At 54.6% G+C, this 18379-nt stretch carries 21 protein-coding genes, 1 tRNA gene and 1 pseudogene; 10 read left to right on the top strand and 13 right to left on the bottom strand.

Going from position 1 to position 18379, the window contains the following annotated elements; genetic code table 11:
- Positions 1–4: 4 nt before the first annotated feature.
- From yihA to rpmH, 4 genes are read right to left on the bottom strand one after another with little or no spacing between them, the layout of a single operon-like run.
- On the bottom strand, positions 5–640 hold the full coding sequence (gene yihA, locus G523_RS0115155; protein ID WP_022695916.1) for a ribosome biogenesis GTP-binding protein YihA/YsxC: 636 nt from the start codon (positions 638–640) through the stop codon (positions 5–7).
- Entirely contained in the window at positions 637–2448 is a 1812-nt protein-coding gene (yidC, locus tag G523_RS0115150) for a membrane protein insertase YidC (protein WP_022695915.1), read from the bottom strand. The genes yihA and yidC overlap by 4 nt, the downstream gene beginning before the upstream one ends.
- Before the next feature lie 45 nt (positions 2449–2493).
- Complete coding sequence (rnpA, locus tag G523_RS19555; protein WP_022695914.1) at positions 2494–2841, bottom strand: ribonuclease P protein component; 348 nt, start codon at positions 2839–2841, stop codon at positions 2494–2496.
- An 8-nt stretch (positions 2842–2849) separates the two neighbouring features.
- On the bottom strand, positions 2850–2987 hold the full coding sequence (gene rpmH, locus G523_RS20730; protein ID WP_081648850.1) for a 50S ribosomal protein L34: 138 nt from the start codon (positions 2985–2987) through the stop codon (positions 2850–2852).
- Positions 2988–3197: 210 nt separating this feature from the next.
- On the opposite strand from rpmH, the gene G523_RS19550 reads away from it, so the two are divergent.
- Genes G523_RS19550 through G523_RS19545 form a run of 4 tightly spaced genes read left to right on the top strand, consistent with a single transcriptional unit; the run spans position 3198 to position 7714 of the window.
- Entirely contained in the window at positions 3198–4013 is an 816-nt protein-coding gene (locus tag G523_RS19550; RefSeq protein ID WP_162141060.1) for a DUF547 domain-containing protein, read from the top strand.
- Between the two features lie 23 nt (positions 4014–4036).
- Entirely contained in the window at positions 4037–4783 is a 747-nt protein-coding gene (locus G523_RS0115135) for a TVP38/TMEM64 family protein (protein ID WP_022695912.1), read from the top strand.
- An 18-nt stretch (positions 4784–4801) separates the two neighbouring features.
- Entirely contained in the window at positions 4802–6235 is a 1434-nt protein-coding gene (locus tag G523_RS0115130; RefSeq protein WP_022695911.1) for a dihydrolipoyl dehydrogenase family protein, read from the top strand.
- Between the two features lie 30 nt (positions 6236–6265).
- Entirely contained in the window at positions 6266–7714 is a 1449-nt protein-coding gene (locus G523_RS19545; protein WP_022695910.1) for a sensor histidine kinase, read from the top strand.
- Positions 7715–7717: 3 nt separating this feature from the next.
- Here the strand turns inward: G523_RS19545 and ggt are convergent, their stop codons facing one another.
- Entirely contained in the window at positions 7718–9496 is a 1779-nt protein-coding gene (ggt, locus tag G523_RS0115120; RefSeq protein WP_022695909.1) for a gamma-glutamyltransferase, read from the bottom strand.
- A gap of 65 nt (positions 9497–9561) precedes the next feature.
- On the opposite strand from ggt, the gene G523_RS0115115 reads away from it, so the two are divergent.
- The 3 genes from G523_RS0115115 to G523_RS21015 all read left to right on the top strand — a co-directional run bounded on the left by G523_RS0115115 (position 9562) and on the right by G523_RS21015 (position 11198).
- Positions 9562–10560: a P1 family peptidase gene (locus tag G523_RS0115115; protein WP_022695908.1), complete on the top strand. Its 999-nt coding sequence runs from the start codon at positions 9562–9564 to the stop codon at positions 10558–10560.
- Between the two features lie 98 nt (positions 10561–10658).
- A tRNA-Arg gene (locus tag G523_RS0115110) sits at positions 10659–10735 on the top strand.
- 229 nt (positions 10736–10964) lie between these two features.
- Positions 10965–11198, top strand: coding sequence for a hypothetical protein (locus G523_RS21015; protein WP_027441801.1), 234 nt, complete (start codon positions 10965–10967; stop codon positions 11196–11198).
- A 30-nt stretch (positions 11199–11228) separates the two neighbouring features.
- Here the strand turns inward: G523_RS21015 and G523_RS21360 are convergent.
- The 7 genes and pseudogenes from G523_RS21360 to G523_RS0115075 form a co-directional block, all read right to left on the bottom strand.
- Positions 11229–12260: pseudogene (locus G523_RS21360) on the bottom strand (recombinase family protein); the annotation flags it as partial.
- A complete protein-coding gene (locus G523_RS0115100) occupies positions 12257–12571 on the bottom strand; it encodes a hypothetical protein (RefSeq protein WP_022695907.1) in 315 nt (104 codons plus the stop codon). The gene G523_RS0115100 and the pseudogene G523_RS21360, both read right to left, overlap by 4 nt.
- 5 nt (positions 12572–12576) lie before the next feature.
- Positions 12577–12912, bottom strand: a complete 336-nt coding sequence (locus G523_RS19540; RefSeq protein ID WP_022695906.1) for a hypothetical protein — start codon at positions 12910–12912, stop codon at positions 12577–12579.
- A gap of 86 nt (positions 12913–12998) precedes the next feature.
- On the bottom strand, positions 12999–13304 hold the full coding sequence (locus G523_RS0115090; protein WP_022695905.1) for a hypothetical protein: 306 nt from the start codon (positions 13302–13304) through the stop codon (positions 12999–13001).
- Between the two features lie 18 nt (positions 13305–13322).
- Positions 13323–14939, bottom strand: a complete 1617-nt coding sequence (locus tag G523_RS0115085) for a type IV secretory system conjugative DNA transfer family protein (RefSeq protein ID WP_022695904.1) — start codon at positions 14937–14939, stop codon at positions 13323–13325.
- A gap of 77 nt (positions 14940–15016) precedes the next feature.
- A complete protein-coding gene (locus tag G523_RS21305; protein WP_022695903.1) occupies positions 15017–15148 on the bottom strand; it encodes a hypothetical protein in 132 nt (43 codons plus the stop codon).
- A gap of 18 nt (positions 15149–15166) precedes the next feature.
- The gene (locus G523_RS0115075; RefSeq protein WP_155802829.1) at positions 15167–15478 is read right to left on the bottom strand and encodes a hypothetical protein; all 312 of its coding nucleotides are present in this window, start codon (positions 15476–15478) and stop codon (positions 15167–15169) included.
- A gap of 298 nt (positions 15479–15776) precedes the next feature.
- Here G523_RS0115075 and G523_RS0115070 point away from each other — a divergent pair, with 298 nt between their 5' ends.
- On the top strand, positions 15777–16469 hold the full coding sequence (locus tag G523_RS0115070; RefSeq protein WP_022695901.1) for a hypothetical protein: 693 nt from the start codon (positions 15777–15779) through the stop codon (positions 16467–16469).
- Here the strand turns inward: G523_RS0115070 and G523_RS0115065 are convergent.
- The gene (locus G523_RS0115065; protein ID WP_022695900.1) at positions 16466–16828 is read right to left on the bottom strand and encodes a hypothetical protein; all 363 of its coding nucleotides are present in this window, start codon (positions 16826–16828) and stop codon (positions 16466–16468) included. The two genes, G523_RS0115070 and G523_RS0115065, sit on opposite strands and share 4 nt — an antisense overlap.
- A gap of 177 nt (positions 16829–17005) precedes the next feature.
- On the opposite strand from G523_RS0115065, the gene G523_RS0115060 reads away from it, so the two are divergent.
- On the top strand, positions 17006–17572 hold the full coding sequence (locus tag G523_RS0115060; protein ID WP_022695899.1) for a recombinase family protein: 567 nt from the start codon (positions 17006–17008) through the stop codon (positions 17570–17572).
- A gap of 137 nt (positions 17573–17709) precedes the next feature.
- A complete protein-coding gene (locus tag G523_RS0115055; protein WP_022695898.1) occupies positions 17710–18180 on the top strand; it encodes a hypothetical protein in 471 nt (156 codons plus the stop codon).
- Positions 18181–18379: the final 199 nt, after the last annotated feature.

Genomic DNA, 18379 nt, shown 5'->3' with positions numbered 1-18379 from the left:
CGGATCAGCGAAGTGTTGCGATTTCGGCGCGAAGCTCGGCAACGCCGAAGCCTTTCTCGCTCGACGTTTCCATTACAATCGGGTGAAAGGCAGGACGCTTGATCAGGCGGGCTTTGACCTTCTCCACCAGACCTTCACGCTCTTTGGCCTTAAGCTTGTCCGTCTTGGTCAGCACGACCTGATAAACGACAGCTGTTGTATCCAGAAGCGACATGATCTCTTCGTCGGATTCCATAACGCCCCGACGTGAATCGATCAGAAGGAAAACGCGCTTAAGCGTTGGGCGGCCCTGAAGATATTTCAGCGTCAGCTTCGTCCAGCGTGCAATGTCCGTCTTTGACGCACGCGCATAGCCAAAGCCCGGAAGGTCAACGAGGAACAGTTCTTCATTGAGGTTGAAGTAGTTCAGCTCGCGCGTACGGCCTGGCTCGTTCGATGAACGGGCGAGGTTCTTGCGGTTTGTCAGCGCGTTGATCAGGCTGGACTTGCCCACATTGGATCGGCCGGCGAAACAGATTTCAGGATAGTCCGCAGGCGGCAGGCTACGCATGTCCGTAACCCCCATAACGAAATCAACAGGAGCGGCAAATAAAAGCCGCCCCTGTTCAATTTGTTTGTCCGTGTATTCGACTTCGCTCACTCGCTCGCTTCACCTTTTTTGCTGAACAGACGTTTGATCAGCTTATCAACCTGGGTTTCCTGACCGTGGCGGCGCATGATCACGTATTGCTGTGCAATCGAGAGAATGTTCGACCAGCACCAGTAAATGACCAGACCAACCGCGAAGCTTGAGAAGACGAATGTCAGGATGATCGGCATCATGCCGAAGATCAGCTTCTGCGTGTTGTCTGTCGGAGGCGGGTTCAGAGACTGAAGCGCCCACATTGTGATGCCGTAGAAGATTGGCAGGAAGCCAACCGTCAGGATCATCGGACCGATCAGCGGCACGCTTTCCAGCGCAGCGTTAGAGATCGGAATGAGACCGAACAGGTTGCCGAGCGCGGTTGGGTCCGGCGCGGACAAATCCTGAATCCAAGGCAGAAGTGGGAAGTCTTCATGGCGCATTTCGATGGTCACGAAGAGCGTTTTGTAGAGACCGTAGAAGACAGGGATCTGAATGAAGATCGGCAGACAGCCCGCAAGCGGGTTCACACCGGACTTCTGATAAAGCTCAGCCAGTTGGCGCTGCTGCTCCTGCTTGTCTTCAACCGTCTCACGGATGCGCTTCATAGGCTCGGAGAGTTCGCGCATTTTCGCCATGGACTGGTACGCTTTGGTCTGGATCGGGAAGAACACAGCCTTCACGAGAACCGTCAGGATCAGAATGGAAATACCGAAATTACCGACAATGCTGTTGATCCACGAGAGCAGGAAGAAGAAAGGCTTGGTGAGCCAGAAGAACATGCTGCCCCAGTCGATCGCGTCCTGGAAACGGCTGATACCGAGTTCTTCTTCATAAGCACGCAGTGTGGACGACTCTTTCGCACCACCGAAGACACGGTTCACAGATGTGATCGTTTCACCCGGCGCCAGCAGAGAAGCTGCACCATCCATACGCGCCTGCAGGACTTGTCCAGAGTCGCGGTTGATTGTGCGGTAGCTGACATTGAATGGCTGGCTCTGATCCGGAATGAGCGCGCCCAGCCAGTATTTGGATGTCAGACCAATCCAACCGCCTTCTGAGCTATCGCGGCCAAAGCTCGCGCCCTCTTCCAGCTTCTTGTACTTCTCAAGGTGAAGCTCGCCGCCGGTCGCAGCAACGAGGCCTTCGTGAAGAATGTAGAAGTTTGCCAGATCGTCCGGCGCACCGAACTGGCGAAGGACACCATATGGCTGGACGGAACGCTCACGGCCCGATGTATTCGTGACGGTGTCTGAGAATGTGAACATGAAGTTCTCATCGATAGACACTTCGCGACTGATAGACAGGCCATCTGTGTCATAGCCGATTACAATTGGCGTTTCAGGTGTCAGCTCGTCGCCTTCAACCAGTTGCCATGGCGTTTGGGCGTCCGTGATCGCCGCGCCTTCAGAGTTCGTCCAACCAAGAGAGGCATAATAGCCGTCGCCTGTGCCCTGAGGCTGGAAGATCGTGACTTCGCCTTCAGGATTCTCAGCTTCGCGATCTTCCAGCGTCTCGTAATAGTTACGCAGGTTCAGCGTATCGACACGCGCACCACGCAGAAGAATGGAGCCGTCCATTGCAGGGCCGGAGAAAGGTATACGGACATCTTCGTAGACAGGTTCGGCAGGGAGCGTCTCAGCAGCGCCTTCAGTCGCCGTCGTGTTAGCCGCTTCGACCTGCTCGTTAGCGGCCTGACGCGCTGCGAGCATTTCATTGCGGGCTTCCTGTTCAGGACCCCAGAAGAAGATCTGCCAGAACAACATGATCGCGCCGATTGCCACCATCGCAATGATCAGATTGCGCAGACTGGTTTCCTGTTGCATTTGCTGCTGCCCTGTTCCTCTGAGCGCTCTCGCCCATCTAATCTACTATTGTGCGGATTTATCCCAGTGGAGCCTTATCAACGCTGTTTCCACATCGTCAAGCAAACGTTCCCATGGTGCCGCAGCTGTGCCTGCACGCGCAATGAACACATAGTCGTATCCGGGCTTTGCGTATTTTGGCAGCAGTTCACGTGCCGCGACACGCAAACGGCGCCGAGCCCGGTTTCGGACAACAGCGCCGCCAATCTTTTTCGTCGTGGTAAAGCCTTCACCGACATGCTGTTGACCGTCGCGACGATCAATACCCTGCACCACTACGAGATGGCGCCGGGCTGCGTGCCCTTTCGCCGCCTTCAGAAACTCCTTACGGATTTTCAGACGGCGAATCTGCATCGTATCAATTAAGATACGCCCAGACGCTTACGGCCCTTGGCACGGCGGTTTGCAAGAACTTTACGACCGTTCTTGGTTGACATGCGGCTGCGGAACCCGTGGGTACGGGCACGCTTCAGTCGGCTTGGCTGGAATGTGCGTTTCACGGCTCACGCCCCTTTGTGTTAGAAAGCCCGCGCTGATACGGGCTTTAGCTGGCATCGTCAAGCACAATCGACAGAAAAATATCCCCTGAAACAGAGATAACATCTTCCGTGACTGGACCTCACGTGCGTTTGAAGCGCTGATACTCAACGTGAGGCGACATGGCTAGACCTCACACATATATAAATGTCTCAGTTTTATGGAGAACCGGCGTGACATCCTCACCCGTTATAAGAAAAGCCTTTATTGCGCTGATGCTTGCAGGAACGACCGCAACGCTGCCTGCACAAGCGCAATCTGCTCAAACAGAGACAATGGGCGCGCAGGACCATTCCGCATGGACCGCGATCCTCTCTGATTTCGTTGTGGATTCAGATGATGGCGTGAACCGCGTTGACTATGCCCGTCTTAGTGACGACGCTTCAGCGCGCGCCAGCTTGAACGCGTATATTGAGTCCCTCGCCACTCAACCGATCTCGGCCCTGCCTGACGACGCGCAATTCGCAGCCTGGGCTAATCTTTATAATGCGCTCACCGTGCAGGTAATCATCGAGAATTACCCGGTCGATTCGATTCGTGATATTTCATCCGGCCTGTTCAGCCGCGGCCCCTGGAAACAGGATGTAGTCACGGTAGAGGGCGAAACGCTGTCCTTAGATAATATAGAGCATGACATTTTGCGCGTTCGCTTTGATGATCCGCGCGTGCATTATGCCGTTAACTGCGCTTCAATCGGCTGTCCGAACCTGCAAACACAAGCCTGGACAGCGGACACGCTGGACGAAGACCTGAATGCCGCGGCGCGTGACTACATCAATCATCCGCGCGGCGTGAGCTTCCGCCGGGACGGTCGCCTCGAAGTTTCCAGCATCTATCGCTGGTTTCGCGAAGACTTTGGCGGCACGGAAAACGGCGTGATTGCGCATCTCCTGCAATTCGCAGACGATGACCTCGCTGAACGCATCAATGCCCGCCCCGATATTGCCGGTCACGAGTATGACTGGTCCCTCAACGACGTTGCCTCCTAACGGCCGAAACGAGACGTAAAATAATGACGCACACAGACACGCCAACACAGGCAAAGAAAACAAATTGGGCGTTACGCCTTCTGCCAGTCGCAATTGTGATTGTCGGGCTTGTTGCCGCCTACATGGCCGGCCTGCACAAATACCTCTCGCTTGAAACGCTTGAGACACAGCGTGCTGCGCTCAACGAGTTCGTGACCGAGAATTTCGCACTCGCTTTTGCAGCCTATATCGCTGTCTACGCACTTGCGACGCTGTTCATGCTGCCGGGCGCGCTCTGGATTACGATTGCAGGCGGCTTCCTCTTTGGCCTCGTCGGCGGGTCCGCTGCTACGGTGCTGGGCGCAACGCTTGGTGCGACAGCGCTGTTCAGCGTTGCCCGCACCTCCATTGGCGAGCCACTTCGCCAGCGTGCCGGGCCCTTCCTGAAAAAGCTGGAGGCAGGCTTCCGCGAAGATGCGCTCAGCTACATGTTCTTTCTGCGCTTTATGCCAATGGTGCCGTTCCCTGTGGCGAATATCGCCCCTGCCCTGCTCGGCGCCAAAGCGCGTGACTTCATCTTATCAACTTTCTTCGGAATTATGCCGGGGGTCATCGCTTACACATGGGTCGGCGCCGGACTTGGCGGCGTATTCGACCGCGGTGAAGATCTGAACCTTGGCGGCTTTTTCTGGCAGGTTGCGCCACCTATGGCGGCACTCGCCGTGGTGAGCCTGATACCTGTCATCCTGAAACGCTTCCGAAAAGTTCCGGCAGCACCTGCAGAAAACTAAGACGACCGAGAAAAACAAATGTCCAAAACAAAAATCAAAGCAGACCTCGTCGTCATTGGCGCCGGATCAGGCGGCCTCTCGGTTGCCTCCGGTGCAGCCCAGCTTGGCCTGAACGTCGTTCTTTTTGAAAAAGGCGAAATGGGTGGCGACTGCCTCAATACAGGCTGTGTTCCATCCAAAGCGCTTCTGGCGGCGGCCAAAACGGCCAAGACCATGCGCAATGCCGCCAAATTCGGCATTGCGCCTGCCGAACCGCAAATCGACTGGGACGCTGTCAAAGCGCATGTAAACGGCGTCATTGAGCAGATTGCTCCGGTCGACAGCCAGGAACGGTTTGAAGGTCTCGGCGTCAATGTCATCCGCGAATACGCTAGCTTCAAAGACGAAAACACCATCGAGTCCGAAACGACAGAAGTCAAAGCGCGTCGTGTCGTGATCGCAGCCGGCTCACACGCCTTCGTGCCACCGATTACGGGCATGAACACGCTGCCTTACGTGACGAATGAAACCCTGTTCAGCCTGCCAGAATTCCCGAGCCATCTGGTGATCCTGGGCGGCGGCCCGATCGGCGTTGAGATGGCGCAGGCCTTCCGTCGGCTCGGCGCTGACGTGACTGTGATCGAGATGGCGAAAGCGCTCGGCAATGCAGACCCTGTTCATGCGGCTAAAGCCATCGAAGCGCTTCGGGCTGAAGGCGTAACCATTCTGGAGGGTCACAAGGCCGTCGAAGTCTTTGGTCAGCCGGGTGATATTTCGGTCAAAGTCGAACATGATGGCGAGAAGAAAACCATTAGCGGCTCACACCTGCTGGTCGCCGTTGGACGCGTTTCCGCGCTGGATGGTCTGAACCTTGAGGCCGGCGGCGTCGAGCACACACGCGCTGGCATTACGACAAAGCCGAACCTGCGCTCTGTGTCCAATTCAAAGGTCTGGGCCGTAGGCGATATCGCCGGCCGTGGCCAGTTCACCCACCTTGCCGGCTGGCATGCGAGTATTTTTGTTCAGGCAGCGCTGATGAAACTGCCTGCCAAAGCCGTGAGCGAACAGATTCCCGCCGTCACTTATATCGAGCCAGAGCTGGCACAGATCGGACTGTCAGAGGCAGAAGCCCGCGAGCGTGATGGTGATAATGTTCAGGTGATCGAATTTCCGTTCCACGAAAATGACCGGGCCATTGCAGAACGCGACACGGAAGGCGGTATCCGTCTCTTCGTTGGCAACGGCGACAAAATTCTCGGCGCATCAATTCTGGGCACTGGCGCAGGTGACATTCTTCAGATCCTGTCACTCGCCATGGCGAACAAGCTGAAGATGCGCGACCTTACAAAATACATCTCGCCTTATCCGACACGCGCAGAAGTCGTGAAACGGTCAGCGAGCGTTTATTTCCAGCCAAAAGTCTTCGGATCTATGGCGAAAACACTGGTCGGGATCACGCAACGAATTCCGTGATGACTTGTGTACTGCCGGGGGGCAACTTACATGCCATTCGATATGGGCACGCAAAGCGGGAATGCGGAGGGGCAGACCCTTAATAAGCCAGTCCGGCGTTGGGGCCTCGGACTGTCATCCCAGCTTTTTGCCTTAACCATCATTTTTATCCTTGTCGCCGAGATGCTGATCTTTTTGCCTTCGGCGGCAAAATTCCGCGATGACTGGATCAACGAACGCGTTGGCATGGCCCAGACGGCCGTAATGGCTCTGGAAGCCGCGCCGGAACGACGGGTGTCAGACCAGCTCTCCCGTGATCTTCTGGAACGCGCCCGTATCGTGGCCGTGGCAACCGGGTCTCCCACAGCACGCGAAGCCATTCTCACCCCCGCTATGGAAATGCGCGGCGAGTTCAAGATTATCGATGTGCGCACCGAAAGCTTTCTGCAGCGCTTCGCAGAAACGATGGGCACGCTGATCACACCTGAAGCCAGCTATTACCGCATCGTCGCCGAGCCCGAGTTTGAAGGCGACTTTATCGAAGTGGTCGTCGAAGCCGCACCACTGCAGACAGAGCTTCGCGAATACAGCCGCAGTATCATTCTGCTGTCATTCTTCATCTCTGCCTTTGTCGGGTTCTTTATCTATCTGACGCTGGTATTTCTGGTCGTGCGCCCGATGCGCAATATTACACGCGCCATCGAACATATCCGCGACGCACCACGCGACATGCAGCATTCTATTGAAGCGACAGACAGGACAGATGAAATCGGTCGTACGCAAAGTGCGCTCGCAGATATGGAAACTACGGTAAAGAATGCCCTGCGCGAGCGTGAACGCCTCGCCCAGCTGGGTGAAGCAATGGCCAAGATCAATCATGACCTGCGCAACTCTCTTGCGGCGGCACAGATCGTCTCTGATGGCCTATCCATGAGCGACGACCCGCGTGTCCAACGCGCAGCACCGCGGCTGGAACGCGCCATTGAGCGCGCCAGTAAGCTTGCAGAGGACACGCTCGCCTTTGGTCGTGCCGAGACGCCTGCCCCGCACCTCGGCATTCACGCGCTGGCGGACATCGTCCGTGAGGCTGCAAGTGAAGGGCTGGCCGTTTGCCCTGGCACCGGCTTTGAACAGGATGTCGATGACAGACTGACCGCGTCGATTGACCCCGACCATCTGCACCGCATTATAGTAAACCTTGTTCGCAACGCCGCGCAGGCGCTTTCAACCCATTATGAGACAGCCGGTGAAGGCCGAGTGAGTGTACGCGCAACGGTCACCGATAACTCAATCAATCTGAATATTGTCGATAACGGGCCCGGTATTCCCGAGCGCATGCGCGAAAGCCTGTTCAAGCCATTCTCGGGCACGCGCCGCGAAGGCCGATCAGGGCTCGGACTCGCCATTGCGCGCGAGCTTGCAGATGGGATGAACGCCCGACTGGACCTGATCAGCACAGGCCCGGACGGCACAACATTTGAACTGGTGCTTAAGCGGTAGAGATTACTCTACCGCGACAGCCACACCTTCACGGCGCGGGTCAGCCGCACCTTCCAGACCATCTTCACGCACGACAATCACGTGCAGACCTGAATTCTCACCCTCACGGTCCTGAACGCTATAACCGGCTTCGCGCAGCATCGCGCTGAGCTGTGTGCCCGGCTCGTACGTGATCTCGACACCGACTGTGTCCCCGCGCGCGATTACGTTCGGATAGTTCACCGCGTCCTGCGCACTCATGCCCCAGTCGAGAACGCCCACGAGCGTTTTAGAGACGTAAGCTACGATGGAGTTACCGCCCGGCGAGCCCGTCACCATGAAGAGATCGCCCTCATCATCGAAGACGAGCGTTGGAGACATAGAAGACCGCGGGCGCTTATTGCCTGCAGGCGCGTTCGCTACCGGTTGGCCATTGTATTCCGGATCACGAGAGAAGTCGGTCAGCTCGTTGTTCAGAACGAAACCGGATGCCCACCGCGAAGACCCGAAACCGGCTTCGACCGTCGCCGTCATTGAAACTGCATTGCCATAGCGATCAACCACAGACACATGCGTCGTGCCTGGCTCATGTTGCGTACCGTCATGGCCCCACATGTCGATCATAGGCTCACCACGCAGAACTGCGCCCGGATCACCCGGTGTGGCATGGCCATCCGGCGCAAACCGCTCGGTTGCACGGTGATCGAGATAGGCTGGATCAATCAGATCCGCCGTCGGCACGGTCACGAAATCCGCATCCGCAACATAATGGTCACGGTCAGCATATGAGAGACGCTGCGCATCGACGTAAGCGCGGACATGCTCATCGGAGTAACCGTTTGGCAGGTCTGCTGTGAACCGCTCGTACAGACCCAGAATAGCGTTCTGTGTTACGCCGCCAGAAGACGGTGGAGGCGCCGAACAGATCGTAAAGCCAAGTGCTTCACCGCACACCGCCTGACGCGTGGTTACTTCATAACTGGCCAGATCTTCGAGCGTCATCACACTGCCCAGCGGCTCTGCGGTTGCCGCAGCGATAATCGATTCAGCGATCGGACCGGTGTAAAACGCGCTCGCGCCTTCCTCAGAAACAGCCCGAAGCGTTTCTGCATAGTCAGGGTTCAGGCGCAGCTCACCGGCTGCAAGCGGCTCGCCCTCCGGATAGAAATATGCGGCCGTGTCAGGATTATCGTCCAGAAGCGAGAAGCTCCGGAAACGCTCGCTCGACAGCGAGCCATTTAAACGCGGTGAAACTTCAAAACCATCTTCGGCCAGCGTAATCGCATCTTCGAAGAGTGAGCTCCATTCAGCCTGACCGAAACGCTCATGCGCCTCTTCGTAAAGCGCAACCTGCCCCGGCACACCGATAGACAAGCCGGACTGCCACGACGTGATGAAGTCGCGGACATTGCCTTCTTCATCCTTGAACCAGTCTTCGGTAATGCCTGACGGCGCACGCTCACGCCCGTCCAGCATAGTGATGGTGTCAGTTTCATGCTCGTAGACCATCATGAAAGCACCACCGCCGAGGCCAGAACTTTGTGGCTCGACAAGCCCCAGAACGGAGTGAACAGCAATGGCTGCATCGACCGCTGTACCACCAGCCTCAAGCACGCGAACACCAGCAGCAACGGCGCGCGGGTCAGCCGCGGCAACCATGCCGCCATACGCCCAGTCAGTAGACGACGCCTCTATAGCCGCTTCCGGCGCGGGCGGTGCAGCTTCTGGCGTTTCAGCAGTCTCTGGTGAACAAGCAGCGAGCAGAGCAAGAGCAGAAATGGATGAGAGAGCGGTGCGCAACATGAAAAGTTCCTTGGCGACAGTTTGAATGCACCATACACCCTGAATAAAAGAGAGAAAGGCAGGTCATGGCAAAACGTGGACAACTTAATCTGATCACCGATATTGCCGGTCTCATGGTCGGCAATGCTGAAGATGAAGGCGTCCGCACAGGCGTCACCGTGATCAGGCCACAAAAGCGCGCCGTCTGCGCCGTTCACATTGCTGGCGGCGGCCCTGGGACGCGTGAAACCGACGCGCTTCAACTCGGAACGCTGGTCGATGATGTGGACGCCATCGTCCTGTCAGGCGGCTCTGTTTATGGTCTGGCCGCGGCTGATGGCGTGATCGCGGAGATTGGTGCATCCGGCAAAGGTTTCGCCCTGATGGAGCTGCCGGGCGTTCCAAAAAGCCCGATTGTTCCGTCTGCTATTCTCTATGACCTTGCCAATGGCGGCGACAAAGACTGGGGCACCAAACCGCCCTACCGCACACTAGGTCAGAAAGCGTTCGACGCACTCTCCAAAACATTCGACCTGGGCAATCGCGGCGCAGGGCTTGGCGCACGCGCAGGTGCGATGGAAGGCGGCCTTGGTTCTGCCAGCATCGTCTCCAATGACGGCTACACAGTCGGCGCCATCGTCGCGGTGAACTCCTTCGGCTCGGTCAAAGTTCCGAACTCTGAGTCTTACTGGGCTGCGCCTTATGAGATCGAGGGTGAGTTTGGCGGTATGGGTATGCCGCAGACCTTCGATTTCGACGCCGAAGACTGGGGCTCGGCCAAAGCCAACCCATCGCCGCGCACCAACACGACGATTGCCACGATTGCGACCGATGCCGCCCTCACCCCGAGTGAAACGCAACGCGTCGCAGATATGGCCGTCGCCGGCATGGCACGGGCCATCCGGCCTGTATTTGCACCGTTCGATGGCGATGTCGTCTTCGCGCTCTCCACCGGCGAGAAAGAGATATCAGAGCCGCGCCCGATGATGATTGCTCGCCTTGGCGAACTGGCTGCCAGCACGCTGGCACGGGCAATTGCACGCGGCGTTCATGCGGCAAATGCGGCACCTTATAACGTGGCTTAACGGGCCGCCGAAAAGAAAGTCAGAAAAACTGAATTTTTTCCGCTTCAGACGCTTGCCATGCTGGCCTGCTTTCTGTATTCACGCGTTCTTCTCGGCGCGGACTGGTAGCTCAGTTGGATAGAGTACTTGGCTACGAACCAAGGGGTCGGGGGTTCGAATCCTCCCCAGTCCGCCATTTTACCATCAGTCATATTTTCTCCTTTCATGATACTGAAAACACGGGCTATCCGTGGGGTTCGAAGTCCGCTTTCACGGCTATATTGAAGTCTGTCGGAAAGCACCAAACGAAGCACTGTTTTCTTCTCGGCCAATCCTCCATTTTTCCAAATATTACAGGGCCTTGAGAGGAACCCCATGGTGAGTTCGAACATCTCCTCAAAGGTACGCTTTGGCTTTGATGCATTTTGAAGCTTCTCACTAAGAACAAGCTTCTTACGTTCAAGCGTTTCAATGCGTTGCTCATAAGCCTGAATGACGCGCTCGCTGGTCGCATCAACAATCCGGTCAACAATTCCGTCAATCTGCTTTTCAAGCTTGTTCATCTCGACGCGGATGTTCTTCGCGATGATTTGCGCCTGCGCTTGTTGCTGATTCCATGCGTCGGCGAACATTTCTTTGATCATCTCAAACATGCCTGAGCTGGGACTCAGAGTCTCCAGCATGGCCTCAACCGCGCCCTCAAGGTCATCACGCCTGATAGATTTACGATAAGAAACACAGCCCTTGTGATGACAAAGATAGTATGGATGCAACTTCCCAGTTTTGCTTTTAGAAAAACATGCTGTCAGTGCATGCCCGCAATCAGCGCATTCGACTGCGCCGCGAACTGGAAAAGCTTCGTTTATATCAGCGCGAACTGGCGCGTACGCTTTTCCTGCTAGGCGCTCCTGTACCTTGTCGAAAGTTGCGACAGACACCAGCCCATCATGATATCCTTCCCGAAGCGTGACGCCCCATGGTTCATACTCGACCAAGCCCGCATAAACTCGGCGCGTCAGTATATTTTTGACTCGCTGGATTCGAACCTTTCCACGGCTATCCTTCGGAAATCCCTCCCTACTTTCGAAGAACCTCGCCACCTCGGCTTGTGTCTGGAAACGACCGTTCGCGTATCCCTCAATTCCTTCTTGGATAATTGAAGCTAAAGGCTCATCGCGAACCAGAACGTTTCCGTGCTCTTTGGTTTTAACATACGAAAACCCCCAAGGCGCGTAGAACGCCCAAAAGCCAGAACGCATTCTAGCCTCCATCCGGTGGCGAGTTGTTTCTTTGATTTTCATACGAAAATGCTGACTCACAGAAGCCAGCATATATTCAACGAGCTGACTGTCAGAATCATCACCAAATTCGTGACTAGGACTTTCTAGGATTCCTCCAGCCTTGGCGATCAGCACCCGTAGGGAAATGTGCGCCTCCAAACCTCTGGCCAGCCGGGATATTTCATCGATAAGGACGACGACCTTGTCTTTTTTATTTTTTCTAAGAAAAGAGAGCAGTTCTTTCATAGCGGGGCGTTCGACTAGCGAGCCAGAAACCGCTTTGTCCGCAAACACCTTTTCAACTTCGTATCCTCTCATTCTTGCAAATTCGGCACATCGTGCCGCCTGGCTCTCAGCTCCTTGTCCCCGGGCAACTTGCGCGGCAGAACTGACCCGCACATATGTTACAGCTCTCGTTTTCCTAAGCTCATCTCCCTTCATGTTTTGACTCCCTCCTGAAACACCTCCTGCTTAGAGACGTTTGTTGCTTCAATTTTTCTGGCTGCTTTGTGCTTAAAGGATACCAGATCGGAGCCGGAAACACTCAGATTTTTGGGACCACTCCAGTTGTTTTCAGGGGGTAAATCAGAGGCACTTAGCGCATGGTCAGGGGCACTCACGCCCCATCCCAGCGCCACAAATCCACAAACAATGCTCCAGTAGTCCTGGAGCATTTGGGCGATTTGCTCTTCGCTCAGCCCGCTATCAGCAAGAAACCTCGCATATTTTCCGAAATCGACTTCTGCCCTCATTCAGCCTATCGCTCCTGCTCTTGATCCTGCGTTCTCGCATTGCCTCGTTCAGCAATTTCCCGGCGGAGCTCATTGATACGGTTATGCGATTGGCGCAGAAGCTCGCCAGCAGGAAGGTTATCGCGCTCGCGGAGCGTACCCGTTTCCTGCCAGCGACCATCTTTATCCGTGTATGAACGTGTCAGCGTTGTGTTGAACATCGACCCGTTCTCCGTCTTTTGTTCCCAGATGGTGGCCTTCAGGTTTGAGGACCGCAGAACATCAGCCGGTTGCTTGCGCTGCGGCGTTTGTTCCGGCGGGCTTTGGCGCTCTTGGTCATTTCTTTGATTGTATTTACTCATGGTCTTCTCCTTTGTTATTGTTGAGATTATTAATAGGAATACTCTCCTATTATTCCGCTTCTGTCACTGCTGAGTACAGGCGTATGCTAACGCCCCTTATCGAACTGAGCCTTGGCAAAGCCTGCTCGAGAGTTCAGCGAATACTGCCGAGCCGCTTCCTGCTTTGCCTGCTCCAAAGCTGTTTTAAGCTGGCCAAGCCGCGCATGGCTTTTGGACGCTTCAGCGGATAGCACCTGCATTCGAATTGGACCTTTAGGAGTAAGTTGGCGCTGAGGCTGCGGCTTCGCCTTTGCGCGCTCAGCCTTCAGCTTATCCAGCTCTAATCTGGTTTTGATATCAGGCGCAGGAGCCTGACTTTGCGCGGTAAAACGCGCGCGAACACCATCAGACAAGACAGCGCTCCTTTTCTGCTAGAGGGGGTGGTCCTCTAACGATACTGCATGTCCAAATGCATATTGGGGGAAATAGCGATATTCTTCTGGAACAGGCCTGCGTACAGCTCTTACCCAGCGTGAGCGTAAGAAACCCCAAAGACGCACCTTATCGCGTGGTTCATGAGATGGATGGGGCAGATACCGCAGATTCATCTCACGCGATGCAGCCCGCGAGTAATATGGGTGCTTATCAGCTATGATCGGCGGAACGCCTTTACCGGAGATCAGAATGATAGCCTTGTCTTCTGGCATGCTCAAAATCTCCGCAGCACTCATTAATGGACGAGCCTGTTTATGGGGACGTCTGGACGCTTCTAGGTAGTGGATATAGTCGTTCGCGGCCTCCAGCGGACTTCGGCCGTCAATCACCTCCATAGCGATCTTACCGGCCTTCCGGCGCGCGTTTTCCTGTTCATGCTTTTGATGGATCTCATTGGTGGCCGTGCCCATCATGTTGGAGATCAATTGCGCGGTTTCGTAATCGCGAACGCCAAAGAACACCTTGGTCTCGCTGTTCCCGAAAAAGGTCTTCACGCCTGGTTTTGAGTAATGCTCTTCGATCTGTCCAATATCCTGGAACGTCACGATAGTGCGTACACCCTTGCCCCTTGAATAGGACATCGCAGTCTTCAGGGCATCGAACTTGGAGAGCTGCGCAGCCTCATCGATCAGCAGATTAACGCGAGGTGAACTGGGACGACGGCCTTTGTAAATCATGACCGCCTGGAAAAACGGGCGGACAATGCTGGCCATGTCTTTCAGAACATCACCGTCAATGCATAGATGCACGCGGACTGGATGCATCCCGTCCGTAAGTTCTTCGAGCGAAAATCCGCCCTCTAGCATTTTGCGCACGCGGGGTGATTTGAGAGGCTCTAGAGCGTTATTGATTTCGCCGAGCACACCGGAGAATTCTTTGGGTGCATCGAGAGACTTTTTGAACATTTCGGCTGCTGTTTTTCTGACCGGCGCATAGCGCGAGTTCAGCATCTGCTCTAAGTACGCCTCCCACCCATTGGGATCGCCGTCTATCATAGCAAGAATATCGTAAAGACGCGGCAAGGACGTTGAGCCATTGCTCTCCACATCAGACACCGCAATATCCGGCATCCAGTCCCTTGCGCGGTTGGAGAAGTATTTCTCGCCTGGGTTCTCCGCAATCATTGCCGAGATCAAAAGCCGCGCATTCTCAAACAGCGCCGGACAGTTTGGCTTTAAAATATCCAGTACATTGCAACCATGAGCCGGAATAACTCCCTCGTCAGCCATGAGATTGACCGTGTAGGTCCTAATTTCCTGGCGCGCATGCGTCAGGTGAGAGCAAGTGAACAGCTCACCTTTAGGATCCAAAACCAAGAAAGATTCCCGGCTAGGCATCGATAAAAGCTGCATATAGAGATCGCGCGACTTGCCAGAGCCGGAGCCCGCACACACCAGAACTGGCGCGTCCGATGAACTTTGCAGCGCGCGCCTTCCCCAATAGCCTAGGAATAATCCTTCGCCGCGCAAGAGACCCGCGCGCTGCACATCCCCATCATCTGCAAAACGCGCAGAACCATGCGGGAACTCAGAATGAAACTCGCGGTAATCCATAGTCACTCCACAACAGCAGGCACAAAAAAGGAGTGGCCGGAGACCGGACCACTCCCCTTGAAGGTCAGAGTTTGAGATTACCCGCCGCATGCGGAAGCGATGATCGCTACTACGACGAGCACAATGATGATGCCCGGCCAAGGATTAGGGTCTTCCTCGCGTTCCCAGAGCGGTGTGATCAGGACGCCTTTGCGCTTATATCTAGCCATTCGCTTTTTCCTTTTCCTCTAACGACGTGAGTTAACTGCACCAAACACCCACAAGATCGCAGCGCGCGTTCCGGTAGTGATTGAGAGTGTGCAGAAGGTGAAACAAAACAGGGCAACAATCGGGGCCCAGATGACGCGGATCATGCCGCCGAGCCCTTCGACATACGCTTCATCCGCATAGCCAGCCATCCAACCGACCGTGCCTCCATAGAGCTGCGGCGTGAGCAAAAACGCGATCACAATCCCCAGGGTACCGGCGGTAATCGTGCCGATATCCAGGACCCGCTTTTCCGTTTTACTTGTGCGATTTGAACTACTGAACATTTGCATGTCCTTTCCCTCGCATCACGAAACAATTTCCGTGATTTCGAGCCTTCAAGATACGAGCCGCGGAACTACCTTTCGGGGGAAATAGGAACATTTCTGAGTAAGAGCCGCTCCGTTTATCATGGTTAATGAAAAGTTAATACATTGTATTTATACTGGTTTATATGAATTTTAGCGGGATATATTTTTTCGAGAAAAGTTTCAGGGATGGCGGGACTAAGGGGCGCGGCTTCGTCAATTGTGCCCACGGTATAATTGACAGCGGGGGTGTAGCCCCGCGCAAAATTCGGCGGAGACGCGCATGAATGTCTTCACCGATGATAACAACGGCGCAGACATAAGCCGCACGGAACTTGCCAGAAAATCAATCGAAGAAGCAGGCGGAGCCGCTATGGGCGCTGACGCTCAGTTTGCCTCCCGCTCTAAATCCGAACGTGCACGCATCTCAGAGCAGCGCCAGCGTGAGAATATGACAGCGCTGCAAATACTGATGCTGAACACGCAATATCGCGAGCGCTACGAAGCCACCGCAGAGCGCTTGAACACTATCCAAGAAGACTTGGATGACGCCCTCACCGCAAACGCTGACACCTTAGAGCGTTTGCGAGAGAGCGCGGCAAGATCAGCCAGCGGCGACCTCGTCTTCCAAACCGGCACCGGCGATCTGGTTTATGCTGACGGGAGCGAAGCGGACGCATCCGAGATCAATATCCAACAGCGTGAGATGGCGAGCATCTCCAGCTGGGAGGAATACCAAAGCGCGCGCAACAGAGCCGCAGAGCTTTCGAATATCCAGTCAGATATTCTAGACCCGATGCATTCCCAAATGAATGATCAGAACGCACCGCCAAGTATGGAAGACTTGGAAAGTTTTGATGAACTGTTGGCCTCAGCTTCCCACGCTATAGATGAAAGAAACCCAGATGGCGCGGGTTCACAGCCGCTGCAGCAAGCTGCGTCCAACCTTCATGTCAATATAGCTCCAAATTTCTAAGTTTCTTCGCACACACTGAATGAAGCCGCATAGATCACAGCGCTCGCCCTAGCATCAGGATGCGTTCGAAGAGCTTCATCGATAAGAACCGCTCCATTCATGGAAAAATACCAATCCACGATACATTGCGCCCTACCAACATCCTGAGCTGCAATCGTCTGAGCTGTGGCACTCACAGCCCCGTGTATCCATGCGCTTTGTTCTCCGGCTGGTAATTCCAGAATGTGTGATGACAGCAGCTCTCTTGGCGGGATTGTGCCAATCCCAGAATGAACCAATGAGGCGTTATCATCGGCTTCCGCGCGGCCGATCAGTGCCAGCACGAAAAGCGCGCATACGAGCGTATGTCTCTGTTTCATAAAGGTTCCTTTATGAAACAGCCTCCGGTATTGTTGCAGGAAACGTGCGAAAGCCCGGAAATACGCAGCCGTAACTAACTAAAACCAGTCGGCTCCGGGCTTGTTCAAAAGGGAACCCTTTTGACACAGCAAATAACAGTAACAAACACGCCGCAAAGCGGCAGAAATGGCCCGGTTATGCGTATTGGCTATACGAGAGTTTCGACGGATAAACAGACGCTATTCCAGAGCGAAGAAGCGCTGCGCCAAGCTGGCTGCGATCAGATCTTCTCTGATTTCGCTGTTTCTGCTACCGCCAAGAAGCGCCCTGGGCTCATCGAAGCCAGAGGGGCTCTTAAATCCGGCGATACTTTTGTGGTGCTCTCAATCGACCGCGCATTCAGATCAACGATTGAAGGTTTAACCGTTTTGGATGAGCTGCATAAGCAAGGCATCACCTTTCATAGTATCTGGCAGAATATCGACACCACCACGCCGGAAGGGCGCAAATGGTTCACCTACGCCGTAGCTGACGCTGAATACGAAAAAGCCGTCATTAGCCGCCGCACCAAACTCGCCATGCAAGCTGCCAAAGAGCGCGGCGTGAAGTTTGGGCGCAAATCCGTGATGACACCTGCTAAACAAAGACGCGCATCCAAGCTCCTGACGGAAGGGTGTTCAGGATGTGAGATCGCCAAGAAACTCGACATCAGCAGATCAACCATGTTCAGATATGCCCGCGAAGCTGAATTATTGGCGAGCTGATGCGAGGTAGCTCACCCCAAACAATCTATCAATACCGACGCTCACAAAGCGGTTACCTGCAGTTGCTATTTGAAAAATATATTGATTAGGTAGTATAGAATGACTTGGTCATTCAGACTGAATGGGAGAACACGAAAATGCGTGAACTAGAATTGGCTGAAATTGGTAGTGTTAGCGGAGGGCAGACTGAACCCTTTGTGACGGAAGACGGACGACTGGGTACCCGGGTTATCGGTTCTGAAACTACCAGCGATCCGTTCGCAACAAGTATAACCCGCGAGCAGTTGTTGGCTGCCGGATACTCTTCGTTTGGTGAGTATCTGGAAGGCAGCTTTGGCAGCGTTCCACCTTGCGGGCCTAGCGATTTTGGTCCATGCCAGCTGCCTAGTGGAAACTACGTAATTGATGGTGTGGTACATGCAGAAACGACTGGTAACCTACCTGGCGAAGATATAGATTGGCTCGGGGTTGGAACCGATTTAACAACTATCAGCACGAGCGCTGCTGGCGGGATGGGCGCAGCTAGTATTGGCGCAGCAATCATCATACCGATAGGATCAGGCGCCGCGACAATTGAAGAGCTACGAAATATGGACGACGAGCATTAGTGGCATTCTCCGCCGCAGCATAAGCCAGTTATGCTGCGGCAAATTCTGGAGAGAGTATGAAAAAAATTTTCTTAATCGCTTGGCCATTGGTTCCTTTAATGCTGATGACTTGGGTGAAGTTTTTCACCGAGCGCGACGTTCAATTATATTATTTGATGCTGCTTTTTCTTGCCGCCTACTACATCAATTTGGTGATCCG

The sequence above is a fragment of the Ponticaulis koreensis DSM 19734 genome (assembly GCF_000420665.1).
GTDB classification, from domain to species: domain Bacteria; phylum Pseudomonadota; class Alphaproteobacteria; order Caulobacterales; family Hyphomonadaceae; genus Ponticaulis; species Ponticaulis koreensis.
Note: the sequence above shows the minus strand (reverse complement) of the source record. Positions and strands in the feature narration are given on the sequence as shown.